Raw genomic sequence first — 19,979 nt, 5'->3', positions numbered from 1 at the left:
GTATATGTAGCTTATTTTAGCATATTTCGTCACGTACGAGCTTCCTTAATTATGGAAATCCATATAGAAGCAGTAAAAAGGACGCCCTGAAAGGACGTCCTTCAACAAAAAACTAATTGATAAACTGAACAAATTGTAAGAATCTCTTCAGCATGACCGCTGCTTCCGCTCTAGTCGCTGGAGCTGCAGGGACAAATTCTGTTTCGGTTACGCCGTTTACAATACCAGCGCTCACCGCCCTAGCTACGGCATCTTTAGACCACGCACTCAAGCCCCTGCTATCCGTAAATTTGTCTAATTGCTTGAGGTCAACCGCAGCTGACTTCCCGGCAAATGTCATCGCTCGCGTGATCATGACCGCCATCTGCTCTCTCGTGATTCTTTCATTCGGTCTGAACGTACTATCTTCAAATCCTTCGATCAAACCAGCTTTAGCCGATGCACCTGCTGTCCCCGCAAACCAACTGCTCGCAGGTACATCCGTGAAACGTGTTGATGCCTCTTCTTTTAAACCAAGTGATCTAACCAGAAGAGCCGCAAATTCGGCACGCGTAATGTGATTGTTAGGTCCAAAAGTAGTATCCGAAGTACCCTTGATCACTAATTTGGAAGCCAACAATTCGATCTCATTCTTCGCCCAATGTCCTTTTACGTCATCGAAAGTCTTCAAAGCTTGAACAACGGTGTAGATACTGTTGCCCTGGCGCTTGATCGTGACTTCGGCCTTACCATTTACGGTTGTTACTATCGCTGGAACGAAAGACATCTCCCCGGTTTCCGGGTTGAACAATACCGCAGTTAGTTGATTGGAATCTACTGTTTTAACCAAGGTAATCGTTCTTGGCACGTACGTATTTCCAAAATTGTCCACCTTTACCGTCTTCTCGTTGCCTTCTGCGGTAATGGTGAAATCAACTGCACCTGAAAGCAGTGTTAATCCAGCTTGTTTAGCCTTAGCGTTAATCAGTTCAGCCGTAGGGCCGGTTACCTTTTCGATAGAGATATTAATTTTCACATGACTTACATCGGTACCAAGCGCTGTCGCTATATTCGCAAGATCCAACGATTTGGCAGGGAGATCGTAAGTAACATCATTACTTTTAATGGACAACACTGTATCTGGAGCGTTTTTCAGACCTGCCGATAAGGCGTTAGCATCCATCTGAACTTTAGCAGTCCCTTCATTGCTTTTTACATCAATCGTAATTTTTTTGGATTCATTGGATTTGAGTGCATCAAACGCTTTCCCCAATGTGCCGCCATCTACCGTAACGACCGCAACAATTTTTCCATTAATCGTTTGATTCACTGGAGGGATTAATACTTGCACACCACCATCGTCACTAGTTAGAGCCGCAGTAGGTGCTGCCGAACCTCCAGATGAGCTACCATTTGATTTATAAGGCACTACACTTGCTAAATTCGAATATTGACCTTCCCCCAAATCATTTACTCCAGTTACCTTGTAATAATAAGTTAGGCCGTTAGTTAATTCGCCATTTGTATACGTTGCATTCGTAACGTTTGTTGCAATTTTTTCATATGAACCATTTTCAGCCATTCCACGATAAACATTATAGTAAGTAGCACCCGTAACGGTCCTCCATGTTAATATGGCTTTTGCATCACTTGCAGATGCAGTCAGGTTTGTCGGAGCAGAAAGCGGTGCGATAAGTTGAAGGAATGTCCCCAAGTTTATGCTGCCGTCTTCATTTCTCGTGTATGATTCAACCGGTTCTAGACTTGTAAAGTTTGCATCTGTAAGTTGAATACCTGATTTGTTAACAGATTTGGAACCGTCAAACATATAGTTATTGTCGGCTTTTAATTCTGCTGGGTAACTATCTTTGACGGATACCGTTTTTTGATAGGATACAAAGCCATTAATTGTGAAATCAGTAGGTATGCCTGAATACGTTGTGAAACTTAAGTTGCCTTTGGCATTGTTAAAGCCAATATTATTTTCAGCTCTGACACCAGGGTTACTATTACTTGTAAAACCATTAGCACCATTGCCAAAAGCAATACTGTTGCGAATCATATGTGGTACGTGAATGCCTTCTCCACCTAGCTTGAAACCATTCTTGTCCCCTTCGCCTACTCTGCCATTCGTTAACGTCCCGTTATTGTAAGCAATACTATCTTCGATTGTTACAGCGCCTATCGCACCTGATCCCACTTTGGTATAAAGGTCCCAACCATCATCAATGTTATTGTGGGCAATATCACCACGGAACACATTGCCTGGACCAGCTGTCAGTTTTGCTGCAAAACCATCGGCATTGTTATTGGATGGATCTATATTATCAAAGGATTCACAGTTCAAAATCAGGTTATAAGACGGCCATGTCGTTTTGTCAGTTGATCCGTCCGTACTGCTAATTTGCAGCCCCGTGTCACCATTAGCATAAAATCTGCTTTGCTCAACGATGTTATAATTGCCGCCTACTGTAAAACCTTTCGTGTTAGGACCTGTGCGCGTAAAATCAATGCCTTTAATATGCCAATAATTCCCGCTCAACACGACACCTTCGGATTTCTTATCAAAATCAATAATTGGCGTCGCACCTGGAGCTGCCTCGAGATATTTGTTGGCTGTAGGCGTACCGTCATTGCCCTTCTTAATATCAAGCTTGGCATTACGTACATATCTACCATCTTGAAGGATGATCTTCTGCCCTGTGCTCACATAAGCAATAGCTGTGTCAAGATCAAGAGGACTATCTATTGTACCTGTACCAGCACTTGTACCTGTTGGCGATACATAGATATCACCACCTGGAACAAACGTCTTCATGGATACTGAAAAGTTGGCTACCCGTTTATCATACGACGTCAACAGCTGCGTATCATTTGGTAAAAACACAGCGCTAAAGTTCGTGTATGTATTCTGGGTAACTGTTGTAGGTAAGGTAATCATTTTACCCGCTTCAACGTTCAATTCTGTTGCGATGACATGTTGATCCTGTTTAATCGTTACCGTGCCGTTTACATTCGACTTTACGGATAAGGAATAATCCATTTTTGAAGTTTTATCTAGAGAGACAAACTGGAAATCAGGTGTAACAGGCAGATTAGGAGCCTCAATCTTAGGCGTATCCGTTTCTGCTGCCGTTACGATCAGTTCGATATTACTAACATCAATTGTTGCAAGACGAGCCGTATAAAACCCTACATACATTTTGGAATCTTGAACACTCATAATGTCTGGAACAAAAATCTTTTGCTCCTGCTCATTGTTAATCTTTCCAGTGAATCCGCTATTCGTTTTGGTGAGCGTGAGCTTATAAGGCGTGTTGCTCGATGAAGGCCTTTCATTTCTTAACATCACGTTTTGAATGCCCTTGCTGCCTTTGCCATCACTAGATTCGACACCTGATCTTACGAATAATTGTGTGCCATTGTCTTTTGTTGTGCCACCGCTGTATCCACCAACAGCTGCAATGTTGGAGGCGAATACACTAGAATCACCTGCAGTTCCAATGGCATCCCTCGCCATAATCCCGAAAGATTCTTGGCCGTCGTAAGGTGTTTTCGCATAAGCATTGACTTTAATGTCTGCCGATAAGACAAAGTTATCTTTCATAGCGTCCAATTCTACGTAGTAAAAGGAAATACCATCATGATCGCCAGTCACCTTACCACCGCCGTCTAAAGCTACGAGTTGTACGCTTCCATCTACTTTAGGCGTAATGGTATTACTGCCTGTAGACGAAGATTGGCCGAATCTAATCGGATTCCATGCATAGGTCATCTGCTCTCTAACTGTCACTTTATAAACGATATGCCCTATGCTTCCATCGGTAGGAATGATCTTAATGTCATAGACGCCAGCTATGTTCTTTGTATAATTCGAGCTATCGATTGTATAGTCAGCTGGTGCTAGGACTTCTTCATCCTTGTTGTCGTACAATTTTGAAACCGTTAATCCGCTAGTGTTTACAGCTTCACCGACTCGATAGGTTGTTTTAGGATATTGCGTAACTTGAATCCCCGTTAATTCTTTTTGTTTGACCGTAACAGCGACATTAGCTTGTTGTCCTCTGTACGAAATGACAACTGGCTTCGAACCTGCAGTGGTTGTGTCGAGCGCGGTTGTATAATCTTTGGACAAAAGTCTTACTTTCGAATTGTCACTATAGCGTGCATACACAACCATCCCGTTAGGTTTAAACGAATCGCCTAGATAGTAAAGTGTTTTTAGTGGAGGCTGTGCAACTTCCAAACCAGTCATTTGAGCGTCATTTACAGTTACGTTAAATGTTGTGACCGTTGAAGGCGTCTCCGTTGATCTGACTGTAACGATCTTGGTTCCGGGAGTATCGAAGGCATACGTGGAACCTGTTACCGTTGCTTCCGGAATGGAGAACGTGTATTTATCACTTGTGAGATCTGTCATGACCCCTGAATTGTAGGCTGCCGCAACAACGAAACCTTCAGGATCAAATAAATCTCCTACATAATATTCCGTCTTGGCAGGAAAATATTTGATTCCCAATGCCGTAGCTGTTAAAGGCACGATGGTAAGGTTAATCGTTTGGAACGCGCCGTTAAAGCTAATCGTAATCGGGACTGTTCTTAATTGACTACTATCAAAACCCGTAATCACATAATCGTTTGTCGAAAGAACTTCCTCACTATTATCCGTGAATACGGCTGTCACCTTTAGACCGCTTGTATCTAAACTTGTATCTTTCAAATACTCCGTTTTCATTGAAGTCGTGTCTAGTTTTAATTGAATTGGAGCTCTAGGATCTACTTTAATGTCGAAATCACTAAACGTGATTTTTGCATCTCTTGCCGCATACATACCGACATAGATTTGGCTGCCGAATAAACTATCCAACTTGAATTTTTCACTTTTGCCGTTAGCTGTTACGACATAGGCATCCCCTGTTTTTCTGATTTTCAGCACATATTCTTCATCCGCAGTTGGAGCATTTAAATCGCTAAATGGAAGCTTTGTTTGAGTACCTGTGGTCGTTGATGTTCCAACAACACCTTTTTTATAAACCGCCTGCATAATGCTCGTCGTAGCCGTAACACCAAAACCACCCACTGCTACATAGTTGGATGTTTGTGAGCTGTTACTAGACCCCACACTGCCGCGCAGCATTAATCCAAAAGATTTTTGGGTTGGAGAGTTTGGGGTAGCATTACTGTTAAAGTTTACTATTTTTGCTTTCGCCGAAATTTCAAAATTGGCATCCGTTGGTACGTCTAATGTCTTGTAATAAAAAGATAAGCCTTCGTTATCTGATGCAAATTTGCCGTTTTTAGCTTCTAACGTGATGGAACCATCTTGATTTACAGTAGGACTAGGATTATTTGCTGCACTTGTACTATTCCCGAAAGCGCTAAATTGCCAATCCCCAATTGCTGCTGCGGATCCGCCAAAAGGAATCATCGATAATAATAAAACAAGTGACAAAACCATTGCCAACAACCGTTTGTGTTGTTTCAAGTAACATCCCTCCACATTTCTTTGTATGCGCTTACTTTTTGATGAGAAAAAGGACGCCATCCAGCGCCCATTCCCTCCAGATCCCACTCACTTCAACCCAGATAGCCTGATTCCATCGACTGCCTTCCTGAGAAGAACACATCCTCCGAACGAGTCACAAGCGCAACCGGCGTCGCCGCATGCCTCTCCTTCATCGAAAGCGAATGAACATCGACGCCACGCGCATCTTCCAAACAAAGAGCAGGACCCTGACGCGTTTCGATACGCACATGGTGAAGCTCCAAATCCGCTACATGCTTGCACAGCATGCCGTCGCCAGCCATGATTAACTTCTCGCGCACCATGTCAGGCTCATCTCCCTGCTCCGCAGGATCCGTCGTCATCTCGATGTGCACGTGCGATAATTGCACGTCACGAATCGGCATCTCTGGCAATCCATAGAGGAAGCCAGCAGCTGCACGAGTTCGCTTTGCGGTTACTTGATGGATCCGAATATGTTCGATCACTGGTGTGCATTCCGTTACGGGAACGGCGTCTGGACTGCTGATCAACGGATCGCTTTCGTCAACCCCGTGCCGATAGAATGAGTTAATCGTTAACGGACAGAACACATCTTCCATATAAATATTGCTGACTAAAATATTCTTGATATATCCGCCGCGGGCGCGGTTCGTTTTCATCCGTATGCCGCGATCCGTCCCTGTGAAAATACAATTGGAAATGACCACGTTGCGAATACCGCCAGCCATCTCGCTGCCGAGCACGACACCGCCATGTCCTCTCAACATCGTACAGTTGGTAATCACGATATTCTCGGATGGCTTGCCCACCCGACGACCATCTTCGTCAATGCCGGATTTAATGCATAAGCAATCATCGCCAACATCGAAGAAGCAATCGGAAATACGGACATTTTGGCACGAGTCGATATCCAGCCCATCGCCATTAGGCGTATCATTCGGGTTCTTAATCGAAACCCCGTGAAGCTGAACATCTGAGCAATAGACCAAATGTGTATTCCAAAAAGGGGAATTCTGCAAGGTTATGCCTTCCAGTCTAACGCCTTCACAATCAATTAATTGCAGCAGCGGCGGTCTTAGAAATTGGGAGGACCACTCCACGATATTGCTCTTCACCGTTTCCAGCAAAGTCTGATTCTTCACCTTGAGTTCTTGCGTTTGTGCCGAGTCCACCGTGCCGCCTTTGCGAATCTCACGGTACGCTTGCCACCAAGCACTGCCTTGACCATCGATGATGCCATCACCTTTGATAGACACCTTCTTCAAGCCTCTCCCATAAATAAGCGGAGAGTACCCGTAGCATTCGTATCCGGACCAGCGCGTCTGTACAAGCGGATACTTGTCGAACTCGTTGATAAACATTAGCTTTGAGCCCGTCTCAAGCTCCAACGTCATGTAACTGCGCAGCTCAACCCGCCCAGTGAGATACGTCCCAGCAGGTACATAAACTGTACCGCCCCCTTGAAGGGAGCAGGCCTCAATCGCTGCTGCGATGGCCTGCGTATTATCCGTTTCGCCGTCACCAACAGCGCCGAATGTTGTTATGTTAATTATCGCCATAGGTTGCTCCTTCGGTACCTTACTTCTTCAATGCCTGAATTTCAACGCATGCCATGACAAAAGCTCCCACACCATGCAGATCATTCTCACTCGTTGGACGCGTTACATAATTCTCGTAATCTCCAGCCGATGTTCCAATACAGATCAGCGGCAGAATAACCCTACCTTGCTCATCAAATTTCAATGTATGCAACAGACCTTCATACCCTTTCAACGCCGCTGCAGCGCATTCAAGGCCAACAATGCCGAGATTTACGGCTTTGGCAATCGTGTAGACGAACAGGCTAGTACAGGAGCTTTCAAGCCAGTTGTCCGGCTGATCACCCTTGTCGATCACCTGATACCAGAGACCGCTTTTCGCGTCCTGATAGTGGATGATTGTATAGACGAAGTCACACAGTGACTTCACCAACGCTTCGCGCCCAGGCTCGTCCGCAGGCAATTCATCGAGGAATTGCGCGACGGCTAGGCCGTACCAGCCAAGCGAACGTCCCCAGAATTCCGGCGAGCAGCCGGTTTCCGGATTCGCCCACGGCATGCGACGGCTTTCGTCCCACGCATGGTACAGCAGACCCGTGCGCTCATCTTTCATATACTTGCGCATGAGCTGCTCTTGATGCAGCACCGTTTGGCGCAAGCTCGTTTCGCCGAAGGCGTTCGCGTATTTCAGCGAGAATACGCCGGCCATGTACAGACCGTCCAACCACATTTGGTTGGCGTATTTATCTTTGTGCCAGAACCCACCTTCGGAGGTGAGGTTCAGGGTTTTGAGCAGATTGCGCAGCTTATCCGCAGCTGCGCGATATTTGGGCTGGCCTGTGCGCTGTTCGATGCGAAACAGCAGCAGCCCAGCTTGCATCGCGTCGAGCTCGTCGCGCGCGAAGTAGAGATTGCCGTTGTCGTCGACTAACCCGTCGACATAGCCTTGGATATACGCGTCATAGCGCGTATCCGGATTTGCTTGTGCGAGCATCTCCATGCCGCACAGGAATACGCCTTGATGATAATGCCAACGCCCAGCGGGCGGAAGCTGCATCGGCGTATGCGTGTCCATGATCGAGTCGCAGGCAGCTTGTGCCCACTCTAGTGGTGTTTTCGTCTGAACAGAAGCCATACAAAGGTCCCCTTTCATTTAAACAATGAATTTAAACGTTTCAATTGTTTTTCAGCACGGTGAACATCGGAGCTTTGATCAACGGAGGCGCCATTCTGCCAGCTAACTGGTAGCAGACCGAACGAATCAACAAAGCCTGTGTACCAGCGTTCATATCGCCTTCCACTTCGCCACCCCCGATATGGACTGCCTTCGGCATGTCGGGGTAATATTCGCCTTCCTTCACTTGAGCCACGTTAGGTGCTGTTGGCGAGTGGGACAGCTCACGGGAGAAGCCCCCGTCTGCACGAAGCAAACGCTTCATATTGGCCATTGTAATCGAAATGATTTCTCGCAATTCTTCTGCCGGAATGGATAACTTCATATACGACAGTAAGTGAATCGGATTACGAATATAGCACATATCAACGGCTTCCTCATGCCGCAAGGCATAGAGGATACTTTGGTAAATTCGTTCCTCTCTTGGTAACGGAACATTGAAGTGGTCATAGAAAATGTGCAGTTTGAACGTGCCCGAGATCCGCACATAATAGGACCCTTCTCCCCATAAACCGGTAAAAGGATCCTGTTTATTGGCGAAGAAATTGAATGCTGTTCGGGCAAACTCAGCTCTGCGGCTCGCCGGCTCCACTTGCTTCACATACACACTGGAGGTGGAAAGACGATCACAGCCTCGCCAGCTGTTCGTTAGCTCAACCGACTTCAACCACGTGAGATAGTCTTCAGGTGAGGACATATAAGATGGCGCTCGCTGCGCCTCATAAGGCAGTGCATGAAGCGGCTGCCCGCCTAGCTTGCGCAACGCATTCAAGCTATAGGAAATAGCGCGGGCAACCATTACTTCATCTTCACGCATCAGCGGATTCTCGTCATAGAAGTAACCTGACGATTCTTCCTGCTTACTTTGAAAAAAACGGATACACCCACGCTTCATGTCTGTCGACATGGCATCGAGCCAATCACAGCGTTCCAGAATGTTCAGTGCTTGCGCCGTAGATTCAATATCTGGAGCGCCGCTTGGTATTCGTCTGGAGCTTGCGGCGTAATAAAACCCGCCGCTTTCTGCATCCTTTTGCCCACCAAGCCACGCTCCAAAACCATCAAACAATTGATCCATTTCGGCAAGCAGTTTGCTGATCTCCACACTTTGATCTTGTATCTTATCTTGTCTCTGATTTTCCCCATCTGTCATGCGCATTTCCCCGCTTACTGTGATGTCTTGTCCTTTACAGACTAACCCTTAATGGATCCAATCATCGCGCCCTTAGCAAAATGCTTCTGCAAGAACGGATACACAATCAGAATCGGAATCGTCGCTACGACGATAACGGCCATTTTGATCGACTGCGCCGGTGGCGGTGTCGCGCTGTCCAAGTCCGAGCTCACGTCCAAACCGCTGGCAAGAACGACAATTTGGCGCAGCAAGACTTGAATCGGCCATTTGGCACTCTCATTGATGTAAAGAATCGCACTCAAGTACGTGTTCCAATAGGTTACCGCGTAGAATAATGAGATCGTTGCGATCGCAGGCATCGATAACGGCAGGACGATACGGAATAGGATACCGAAGTCGCTGCAGCCGTCGATTTTCGCCGACTCTTCGAGCCCTTCCGGGATGTTTTGGAAGAAGTTTTTCAAAATAATTAAGTTAAATGCACTAACTGCTGTTGGAAGAATCAACGCCGCGTAGGTGTCGATCATACCAAGCTCTTTTACTACGAGAAACGTCGGGATCAAGCCGCCATGAAACAACATTGTAAAAACAACGAGGAACATGATCACTTTACGCCCATCTACATCTCTGCGTGCCAAACCGTAAGCCATCAACGCTGTGATGAACATACTAATCACTGTGCCGACAACCGTCGTCCCAATTGAGACCGCCATGGCTTTAAATATGGTGTTCGTTGAAAAAATAAAGCGATAGGCTTCAATACTCCAATCCGTTGGAATGAGGACGAATTTCTTCGTCGCCATCTCCGCACTCGTCGTGAAAGATCCTGCCACCACGTGTACGAACGGGATGATCGTAATCAATCCGATGATGGTTAATAACAAATAGTTGATGATACCGAACATTCTGCCGGCTAATGATTTATCTTCTACCACGACTTCAACCTCCTAGCTGCTTAACGCTCTACCCGAGCCTAGTAAACGCCTTCTTCGCCCATTTTCTTCGCAATCCGGTTCACAATCATTACGAGCACAAGTCCAATAAATGATTTGAACAAACCAATCGCTGCGCTGTAGCTGAATTGCCCTTGTTTAAGACCCGCTGTATATACATAAGTATCAATGATCTCAGCAACTTCTCGGTTCATGGAGTTAAGAAGCAAGTACACATGTTCAAAACCGAGCTCGAGAACCGCACCAATTTTCAAAATTAATAAAACAATAATGACACTTCGGATCGCGGGCAGCGTAATGTGCCACACTTGTCTAAGACGTCCTGCACCATCCATACGAGCAGCCTCATATAAACCTGGATCGATAGAAGCAATCGCCGCTAAATAAATGATCGTTCCCCAACCTGCTTCACGCCAAATGACTTGCAAAATATAAATCGGTCTGAACCATTCTGGAGCTAGTAAAAAATTAATCTTTTCAAGGCCAAAATACGAAATAAGTTCATTAATAATCCCGCCATCCATAGTCAACATGACGAAGCTGATGGAGACGATAATTACCCAAGACATAAAGTGAGGCAGGTACACGATTGTTTGAAACACTTTCTTAAAGAGATCCCCTCTGACTTCATTCAACATGAGCGCCAAAATGATCGGAATCGGAAAATAAAACAAGAGATTCATAACGAACAAGATTAACGTATTGCTCAAAATATTTAGAAAATCCGGTTCTGTAAACAAGCGCTTAAAATGCTCTAAACCAACCCATTCACTTCCGGTAACACCTTTGAAAGGCTTGTAGTTCTGGAAGGAAATGATTAATCCATACATCGGGATGTATTTGAAAACGATAAAATACAAAATCCCCGGCAGCAACATGACATAGATCCATTTATTTTTCCAAAGACGTCTGCTCAGCTCACTGCTTGACTTTGACTTTCTAGCGACCATGTTTTGCGCAACTTTCACTTCTTGCATAGGACTTCTTCCTTTCCTTAAAAGGAGAAGGCCGCCGCGGTTTCAGCAGCCCTCTCACCTTGACTTGTCAGACACTTGTTGCAGAATTACTTTTTAAGTGCGTTGTATTCTTCGATGATTTTGCTGCCGCCACGAGCTTTCCAATCTTCAATTGCTTTATCAAAGCCAGCTTTATCGATTGTTCCGTAAATGTATTTGTTCGTTGCATCCGTGATAACGGCTTGCGCTTGAACACCTTTTTCAAGGTTTGTTTTGGAATCAAGTGCAGCTACTGGATCTTGAACTGCAAACTTCAGGTTAGCAATTTTCAACTCATCTGCTTTTCCTTGTGCTGGGATCGTTGGAATACCCAAGAATCTGCCAGACGTATCCTCATCACCAATTGCTGCATCTGTGAATGGTTTCACTTCGCGTGTCCATTTTTCTTCATCCAGCTTCTTCGCTTTGTTATCTGTTACGCTGTAGTTCACATCTTTAATGCCCCAGTTCGCCATGTTAGCTACTTCTGGTGTCATCATTTTGTCGAAGTAAGCGAGTACTTTGCGAAGATCAGCTTCCGTTTTATTCGCGGATTTCGGGAATAGAACAACGTTTGCATAGCCAGGCAGTGCCCATGCTGCGAATTTGCCGTCAGGCCCAGCAACCATACTGTGAACATCTACTGCAGCAGTAGGTACATTTTTAACCAAGTCTTTGTTCAATGTGGAAACGTCCGTCATGGCGCCGATATACATACCTGCTGCACCACTCGTGAATAGTTTTTGTTGATCCGTTTTACTTGTTGCTGCGAAATCTTTATTGATGTAGCCGGCATCACGCATTTTTTTGAAATAATCCATGGTCGCTACATATTGCGGGAACATGAATTCAGGAGCTAGCTTGCCGTCTTTCACGCCCCAGTTATTCGGTGTGCCCTGCCAAGCAGCAATGGTTTTGAACGCTCCGTAGATGAGATCGTTCCGATCTGTTAATCCAATCGTATCTTTTTTACCATTGCCATCCGGATCGTTCTCCGTAAATGCTTTCGCCATTGCGAACAATTCATCTAAATTAGCAGGAGGTTTCAGCCCCAACTTGTCTGCCCAGTCCTTACGGTAGATGAGACCTTGACGAGCGATGTCTACGCCGCGGTATAAGGAGTACAATTTGCCATCGACTTTCGTATTGTCATTCGTTGTTGATTTCAATTTGCTAAGGTTCGGGAAGTCTTTCAATAGAGGTCCGATCTCCCAGAACTGTCCGTCACGAATCGCCGATTTCATTTGAATGAACGTTGCTTGGTTTTTCAAATACGTTGCTTGTGGCAGCGCACCTGTTGCAAACGTCGTATTCAACTTCTCTTCATACGTGTCTGCCGGGAAGAATTGATACGTCAGCTTCGTGTTCGTCAGCTTTTCAAGTTCTTTAATAATCGTATCTGGTGGTGTTTGTGCCGTATTCAATGGTGCCATGATTGTGATTGCTGTCGGTGTATTGTCTGTCGGCTTCGGTGCTGTTGTTGTCGTTGCTGCCACTGATGACGATGCTGCAGTTGTCGATGCAGGCGTTTCTTTATCTCCGCATGCTGCCAAAGCAAAGCTCGAAACGAGTAGTACGCTTAGTGGAATCGTAACTAAATTTCTCTTCATATCGGTTTGACCTCCGTGAAAATGTTGTGTGCTACAACTCACACATTACACGGTGCGGGATGGGTACCGAAACAATCATTTACTCATATACCCCACGTATGACGCGGGATGTGAGATGATGATTATCGGGAGGGGAGATGATTATTGAAGAGGCCTTTCTGGCCGTGGGGTTGAGTCTTTAGGCCTAAAACGACAAAAGAAAAAGCCTACCTGTTGGTAGACTCGTTATTTTGATTGGTACTTGGATGCTTGCCTTCACGAGGTTGATTAACTGGAAAACCTCCAGCTAATCTCACCGAAATGCGCCCAAATTCCGATTTAGATGGATTTCCTCCATCTATCTATATTTGAGCTTAACTACTCATTTGGCCGAAGTAGCTCAAATTAACTACCTTTTTTCCATCTAATCGCATTTCCCAACGAAATTCGCCAAAATTAGCTGTAAGAAATCCTGTTATTCGCACGATGCCCCCGTGTTCGCAAGCGATAGTCCCGACTACCCCTTCTTCCCATACGCCTCATTATACTCTTGTATCATCTGATTCCCGCCGCCGCGCTTCCAACGCTCGACTTCTTGCTGAAAAGCCGCTTTATCCAGCTTGCCCAGGATATAATTGTACGTCGCATCGGAAATGATTTTGTACAGCTCGACGCCTCGCTCGTCATAAGTCTTCGACTCCACGCCTAATGTCGGATCCTTGACGACGTATTTCTCATTATCCAAGCTAAGCGTATCGGCCAGCTGGGACAAAGATTCACTTTCCACAACGGGAATAACGTTCGGATTGTTCAAATCCGCGATCATTAGGGCATACAGCGCGTTGACTTCATTAACACGAATCTTCGATGTCTCTTCGGAGAGCTGGATTTGCCCATCTTTAACCGTATAATGCCGTCCCTCTAGGCCGTACTTCATGAGATTGGCGACATCTTTATCCATCGTCCGATCAAAAAACTGCAGCATCTGCTTCAATTCCGCCTCAGTTCTTATCGCCTTTTTCGAAAAGAGATATAGCGCACTATAGTTAGGAATGGACCAAATATGAAACCCTTGCGGCCCTTCAATATGATTCACCAACGTCAGTCTTGCCTCCGGATTCACTAACTGCGCCTCATCGGAAAGACGCTGCACATCCTGCATACTGCCAATGTACACGCCGGCCATGCCACGAATCAGCTTATCTCGCTGTACTTCCTTGCTCGTTACGGCAAAATCCGAATTAATCAGCTTCTCATCATATAGTTTCTTCATGAAATTCATCGCATCTACGTAGGACTGTGTTTCAAACTCCGGTACAAGCTTGCCTCCCGAAACACCCCAATTATTCGGTGTCCCAAAATAGGAGCTGAGCGTCTTAAAGGAGCCGAACACCAGATCATTTCGGTCCGTTAATCCGATCGTATCGTCCTTCCCGTCGCGATCAGGATCACCAAAAGTGAACGCTTTGAGCACTTCATATAACTCATTTAGATTCGTTGGCTTTTTCAGCTTCAGATTATTCAGCCAATCCTCACGAATAATAATGCCTTGCCGAGAGGACGGGCGCTCGGTATATAAGCCATAAATTTTGCCATCGACTGCTGCTTGCCCCAAAATCTCTTTATTCAACTTTTTCAAATTCGGATACGCAGCCAAATACGGTCCAATATCCCAGAATGCACCGGAACGGATCGAATTTTTCATCAGCATGTAGTCCGTATATTTCACGTAGGTCGCCTTTTTCAACGAGTTCGTCGTAAGGGCCGTATTCATTTTATCCGTGTAGATGCCATCCGGAACCCAATTCAATTCCAGCTTCGTTTGCGTCTTATTCTCAATCGCTTGGACAAGCTCTGGTATCGGCGGATGCGGAAAATGAAGAGGTGCCATAATAGAAATAACAGGCCTTGCTCCTTTATCATGTTCTGCTTTTGGCGTGTTGTCGTTCTGACAGGCACTGATCAACATGATGACAATAAGAACTATACTCATTCGTCCTGTCCACTTAAACCGCTGGCCAACTATCCCACTTCTCATGTTAACTCCTCCTTGCAACAGCTGTGTTTTGGGCGGCAAATATGAGATAATGATTATCCCATTTGCAGATGATTATTGATCTGAACCGTACTCTTGACTACAATACATAGATAGTCTGACGAATGATTCTTTGAACAGATAAGGTGTTGGATACGATGCGCTCTTTAAGTTTTCTTAGCAAAATGACGATATTCAGCTTCTTGCTTAGTACGCTGCCTGTGATCTTTATCGGCGCTTTCGCCTTCTTTACGTCTTCAAGTGAAATCCAAAAAAATGTAAACGAAGGAAAAATGCAGTTAATCACCCAAATTAACTCCAATGTAGAGCAGAAATTAACCACTGTCAACCATACACTAAATCAGGTCATCAATTCCACTGTTCTCAAAAAGGCCATGGAAATGCCGCTGACTGTAACCGATTTCATGATGTACGACGATCTGCGAAGTGAGATTCGGTATATGCAATCTTTTGACACGAGACTGGAAGATGTGCTCTTGATTAATGCGAAACAGAATTGGATGATCAAAAATTCAGGACTCTACAAATTCGACAACTATCCGTTTGCTGATAAATTGATTTCCCTGATGAACACGCAAGATAATAGCACATGGATCTTGAATCCATCCGAGTGGTTTTACACCGAAGAAAATGCGCGAAGCGTGACCTGTGATTATAGTATTTCGCTAGTTAAAAAGCTGCCGACCACTGGACTCGATAAATTCGGCCTCGCTTTAGCTAATATTCCTGCCTGCTCCCTTAAGGAAATGATTCCAAGTGATAGCGAACATCCCGATGACATTGTCATCATGGATGAACACAAGCGAATTGTGATGAATCGGGATCCGGGTCTCATCGGAAAATCAATCACAGCTGCTGGCCTGACCGACCTGACTCACCTTGAAGAAGACGTGAGCGGACAGTTCCGCGCCAGTATTCACGATAAGCCTTATTCCGTTACTTATCTGCGTTCGAATCTGAACAACTGGACCTATCTTTCCCTCACTTCGATTGACAGCTTGACCAAGGAATCCAGCAAAATCGGAACCTATACGATCTATATTTGCGTCCTGATGCTGCTTCTTGCATTGGTACTCGCATGGCTCGTTTCCCGTAAAATGTACTCACCGATCCAGCTTCTTCTGAATCAAATCGGAGGCTTGGTGAGCGGGAATCAGAAGCGCAAAGCGAATGAATTTCAGATGATCAGTGAGCATGTGCACACGTTGTTCCAATCGAAATCACAGCTCGAAAAAGAAGTCCATCAACATATCGGTCAGGTGCGGACCTTTTTCCTGATCAAGGCTTTTCAGGGGCATATTAAGCCGACTGAGCTATTAGAGAAGCTTGCCCAATTCGGTTACACCGACCATATTGCTGCTTGGAAAACGATGTCCGTCATCACCATCCAAATCGACGCCATCGACCACACTCGCTATGAGAAAAAGGACATGGAGCTGCTGCTCTTCGCCGTGCACAACATGATGGAGGAGCTCATTCCTTCCGAGCAGCGCTTAGCGCCGATCCTAATTGACCAGACCATTGTGACCATGATCGGGAGTTCAGACAGCGTCGACAGTGACTTCCGTACGATGGTGTACGGCCTAACCGAGCAGGTTCAACAACATATTTATAACTTCCTGAAGCTGCACATCTCTATTGGGATCTCCTTGCCGATTCATGCGTTCACCCAGATGTCGCTGGCCTACAAAGAAGGACTCGAGGCTTTGAAGCATCGTATCAAGCTTGGCGAGGGCATTATCATTCAGTATGAGAATATCAACTCAGGGAAGCATTACTTGAATTTGAACTATCCGAAGCCTCTTGAGAATGAACTGATCGACAGCATTAAGCTAGCCGAAAAGGATAAATCCCGCGAGCTGTTGAAGCAGCTGCTGCATGCTGTTTTCGCGGCGCAGCTCACCCCGCAGGAGTATCAAATCCCGTTGGCGCGACTGCTCAACAACTTGCTCATGATGATGCAGGAATCCGGCATCGCCTTGAATCAGATTCATCCGAACCAAGGATCTTTGTTCGAGGAAGTGCTCGGCCTGCATACGACCGCCGAGATCGAGGACTGGTTCTGGACGGAGGTCATCCATCCGCTGATCCGTATTTACCGTGACAGGCAGGACGCGCAGTACCACAACATTTCCGAGAAAATTATTGATCTCGTGCAGCATTATTACGACACGGATCTGACACTCGAAGAATGCGCTTCTCGCCTGCATTACAATGCCAATTATTTGAGCAGCATTTTCCGCAAAGAGACGAACTGCTCCTTCAGTGATTATTTATCAAACTACCGTTTCAATATGGCGAAAAAATGGCTCTCCGAGACCGATATGCCGATCAAGGATATCTCCTCGAAGCTGCGCTATAACAACTCGCAGAACTTCATCCGCTCCTTCCGTAAGCAAGAAGGGCTTACACCCGGTCAGTACCGGGATAAGCAGAGGGAGGGCTTGCCGCCTAGTACGTAGGGTAGGTTGCCTGGAGCGAGGACGAAGAGCGAATAAGGCGAAAAGCAAACAGCCTGCGAAGCCACCACATGATTGTTGGTGGTTTCGCAGGCTGTTGTTCGTCTTGCGGGATGTACCGGTGATTACTGGACAGCCTCTAGGAGGCTTGTCCACATGATCTGCGTTTCGACGAGATTAAGCGGAAACCACTTGGCTGGATTCAACCGCTGCTTTAAGCGCGGCACGGTTGTCCCACAGGAAGGAGAGCACCTGATTACGCTCATCGAAGAACAACTCTTCTGCGTCCTCATAATCTTTCCCCACGCCATGCACACTGAAGCGCTCGTCTTCATAACTCATTAAGGTCCATTGACCTCCACGTTTTTTATCAGCAAAAACAAGGTAAAGCTTCTTCCCTGCTGCGTCCCACTCTGCGAAGTTTGAAAAGTTGTCCAAAATCAAGCTGATGTCCTGTTTATTCTTAATTTGCATGATCTTATCTCCTTTTCGCTTTTTTAAAATCGTACCCGAGTTTCCCTGAGAAGTTTGTCACAGTTTAGGGACGAAATGTAGGAATTTTTGTCGAATGGGATGCGATGGTTGTTGGGAATCGCCGGCGGAAGGTGGCTTGTGACTAGCCATGGCTCCATTTAGCTGGAAAAACTACATCTAATTCCGGCGGATTCACCAAGTATTTGCGAATAGATGGATTTCTTACAGCTAATTTTCGGCTTTTCGGCGTGGATGCAGAAAAAGAGAGGAAAATAACTGGAGGAAATCCAGTTATTTGTCCCAAGACGTGGATTGCCCGCGAATTAGCGGGAGGAAGTCCAGTTATTTCTCTCACGCGTGATTTCCCCGCGCATTTGGATAAAATCTCGAAGTAGGCCTACCCATTGGACAAATACAGTGTATTCCAATCCAATAAGCTCAAATTTGCTTCTACATTGGATTTATCCACTTAAGCAACCCCATATCGTGCCCAAAAGGCCCTTATTGTTCGTTTTGAGTGGTTTTGTCCACTCAAATTTGTTTTTAGCTAGTTTAAAGTCCCCATCCATTGGAATTGTCCAATGGAACTATGTTCTGGTTAGTGATGGTAGCAGCTAAGCATACAAGTGGACGAGATCTAGACGTGGAGGAACGCGCAGGTACGAGTTGGGGTTGGGGTTGGGGTTGGGGTTGGGGTTGGGGTTGGGGTTGGGGTTGGGGTTGGGGTTGGGGTTGGGGTTGGGGTTGGGGTTGGGGTTGGGGTTGGGGTTGGGGGGGGTTGGGGTTGGGGTTGGGGTTGGGGTTGGGGTTGGGGTTGGGGTTGGGGTTGGGGGTTGGGGTTGGGGTTGGGGTTGGGGTTGGGGTTGGGGTTGGGGGTTGGGGTTGGGGTTGGGGTTGGGGTTGGGGTTGGGGTTGGGGTTGGGGTTGGGGTTGGGGGCAAAATTGCAAAATGGCAGTTTTGACAGAGATATTCCCTCATATGTTGGAAATTGATGCAAATAGGCATCAATTTAGTGTGATTTGAAGAGATTTCCTTGAAACCCGATAGAAAGGTTGCCTATTTGCACGCATTTACCAATGTGGAGGATAAATGAGGAGAAAAGGTTGCCTATTTGCATTTTCCAGAGAATAATACCCTTCCATCCCCCCTATCACTCCTCGACCAATCCTGTATCAAACGTGGCCCGGTTAGGTTCGGTTGGGAGCATGGACAATCCATCCCGCCCCACAGAAGCAAAAAAGCGAATCCCGAAGGATTCGCTCTCCATACAACACACAACCTACAACCCCGCCGCAGCATACACCTTGTCGAAGCCAGCTTTGGACCGCTCCGCCAGGCTCTCAGGAGAATCTGTCGGCGCTTCGGCCGTCAGGATCTCCTGCGCTACAGCGCCGGTGTAGCCAATACGCTGCAGGCCTTGCAGGAAGCCTGCCAAATCAATAACACCCTCGCCCGGATACACACGTCCGTTGTCGAGCACTTCCTCAACCGGCACATCTGGTGCATCGTTGATGTGCACATGCACGATCTGATCGTCGCGGAGCCTCTCGATATCCGCGACAGTCCCACCATTCGTGTACCAGTGGTACGAATCGAACAGTAAACCCACGTTGCGCTCACCAATCGCATCGATCCAATCCAACGTTTCATCAATGGTCCAGATGAACGGGTTCTGCCAACGTGTCCGCAGATGATGCGGACCGACGAATTCCAGCCCTAGGCGGATGCCGTAGGCGCCTAGGATTTGGGCGCACGTGCGCAATCTGCGCGTCGCGAGCGCCATGAAGTGCGCTGCCCCGAGGTCCGTCGAGGGCAGCACATACGTGCAGCAGCTCGTGCAGCCGAGCGCTGCTGCCGCTTCCGCGGCTTGGGCTAGCTTCGGCAGCCCTTCGCGGAACACTTCTTCCGTGGAACGCCATTCCACGGGCAGACCGATGGACCCGATGACGAGTCCATTCTTCTCTAATAACTCACGAGCACCAGCGACGGTGTGCGTTTCTACAAGGCCCACAGCGTCGATGTCGACCGCTTGGAAGCCATATTTTGCCGCTAACTCGATGAACTGCTCATTACTCTCGATCTTGCCAAGCCCTGCTCTCGTTAACCCTCTAAGCATCTGA

12 protein-coding genes are annotated in these 19,979 nt (G+C 46.5%); 2 read left to right on the top strand and 10 right to left on the bottom strand.

Going from position 1 to position 19,979, the window contains the following annotated elements; translation table 11 throughout:
- Positions 1-112: 112 nt before the first annotated feature.
- The 8 genes from ACSQ8O_RS04245 to ACSQ8O_RS04210 all read right to left on the bottom strand — a co-directional run bounded on the left by ACSQ8O_RS04245 (position 113) and on the right by ACSQ8O_RS04210 (position 14,907).
- Entirely contained in the window at positions 113-5,464 is a 5,352-nt protein-coding gene (locus tag ACSQ8O_RS04245) for an S-layer homology domain-containing protein (RefSeq protein WP_436240556.1), read from the bottom strand.
- 92 nt (positions 5,465-5,556) lie between these two features.
- The gene (locus ACSQ8O_RS04240) at positions 5,557-7,044 is read right to left on the bottom strand and encodes a glycoside hydrolase family 28 protein (protein WP_436240555.1); all 1,488 of its coding nucleotides are present in this window, start codon (positions 7,042-7,044) and stop codon (positions 5,557-5,559) included.
- Between the two features lie 19 nt (positions 7,045-7,063).
- A complete protein-coding gene (locus ACSQ8O_RS04235; RefSeq protein ID WP_436240554.1) occupies positions 7,064-8,158 on the bottom strand; it encodes a glycoside hydrolase family 88/105 protein in 1,095 nt (364 codons plus the stop codon).
- A gap of 40 nt (positions 8,159-8,198) precedes the next feature.
- Positions 8,199-9,350: a hypothetical protein gene (locus ACSQ8O_RS04230; protein WP_436240553.1), complete on the bottom strand. Its 1,152-nt coding sequence runs from the start codon at positions 9,348-9,350 to the stop codon at positions 8,199-8,201.
- Between the two features lie 41 nt (positions 9,351-9,391).
- Positions 9,392-10,267 (bottom strand): carbohydrate ABC transporter permease, encoded by an 876-nt coding sequence (locus ACSQ8O_RS04225; protein ID WP_436240552.1) that lies wholly within the window; start codon positions 10,265-10,267, stop codon positions 9,392-9,394.
- Positions 10,268-10,305: 38 nt separating this feature from the next.
- Entirely contained in the window at positions 10,306-11,262 is a 957-nt protein-coding gene (locus ACSQ8O_RS04220; protein ID WP_436239037.1) for an ABC transporter permease, read from the bottom strand.
- Positions 11,263-11,348: 86 nt separating this feature from the next.
- Positions 11,349-12,890, bottom strand: coding sequence for an extracellular solute-binding protein (locus ACSQ8O_RS04215; RefSeq protein WP_436240551.1), 1,542 nt, complete (start codon positions 12,888-12,890; stop codon positions 11,349-11,351).
- 496 nt (positions 12,891-13,386) lie between these two features.
- Positions 13,387-14,907: an extracellular solute-binding protein gene (locus ACSQ8O_RS04210; RefSeq protein WP_436240550.1), complete on the bottom strand. Its 1,521-nt coding sequence runs from the start codon at positions 14,905-14,907 to the stop codon at positions 13,387-13,389.
- 155 nt (positions 14,908-15,062) lie between these two features.
- Between ACSQ8O_RS04210 and ACSQ8O_RS04205 the strand changes: the two genes are divergently transcribed.
- Complete coding sequence (locus ACSQ8O_RS04205; RefSeq protein WP_436240549.1) at positions 15,063-17,387, top strand: helix-turn-helix domain-containing protein; 2,325 nt, start codon at positions 15,063-15,065, stop codon at positions 17,385-17,387.
- Positions 17,388-17,561: 174 nt separating this feature from the next.
- Here the strand turns inward: ACSQ8O_RS04205 and ACSQ8O_RS04200 are convergent, their stop codons facing one another.
- The gene (locus tag ACSQ8O_RS04200; protein WP_057311742.1) at positions 17,562-17,858 is read right to left on the bottom strand and encodes a hypothetical protein; all 297 of its coding nucleotides are present in this window, start codon (positions 17,856-17,858) and stop codon (positions 17,562-17,564) included.
- Between the two features lie 589 nt (positions 17,859-18,447).
- Here ACSQ8O_RS04200 and ACSQ8O_RS04195 point away from each other — a divergent pair.
- Entirely contained in the window at positions 18,448-18,882 is a 435-nt protein-coding gene (locus ACSQ8O_RS04195) for a hypothetical protein (RefSeq protein ID WP_436240548.1), read from the top strand.
- Between the two features lie 256 nt (positions 18,883-19,138).
- Here ACSQ8O_RS04195 and ACSQ8O_RS04190 read toward each other — a convergent pair whose 3' ends face one another.
- Positions 19,139-19,975, bottom strand: a complete 837-nt coding sequence (locus ACSQ8O_RS04190; protein ID WP_436240547.1) for a sugar phosphate isomerase/epimerase family protein — start codon at positions 19,973-19,975, stop codon at positions 19,139-19,141.
- Between the last annotated feature and the right edge of the window lie 4 nt (positions 19,976-19,979).

Origin of the sequence: Paenibacillus sp. LjRoot56, assembly GCF_964253335.1 — a bacterium.
Taxonomy (GTDB): Bacteria; Bacillota; Bacilli; order Paenibacillales; family NBRC-103111; genus Paenibacillus_E; species Paenibacillus_E allorhizoplanae.
Note: the sequence above shows the minus strand (reverse complement) of the source record. Positions and strands in the feature narration are given on the sequence as shown.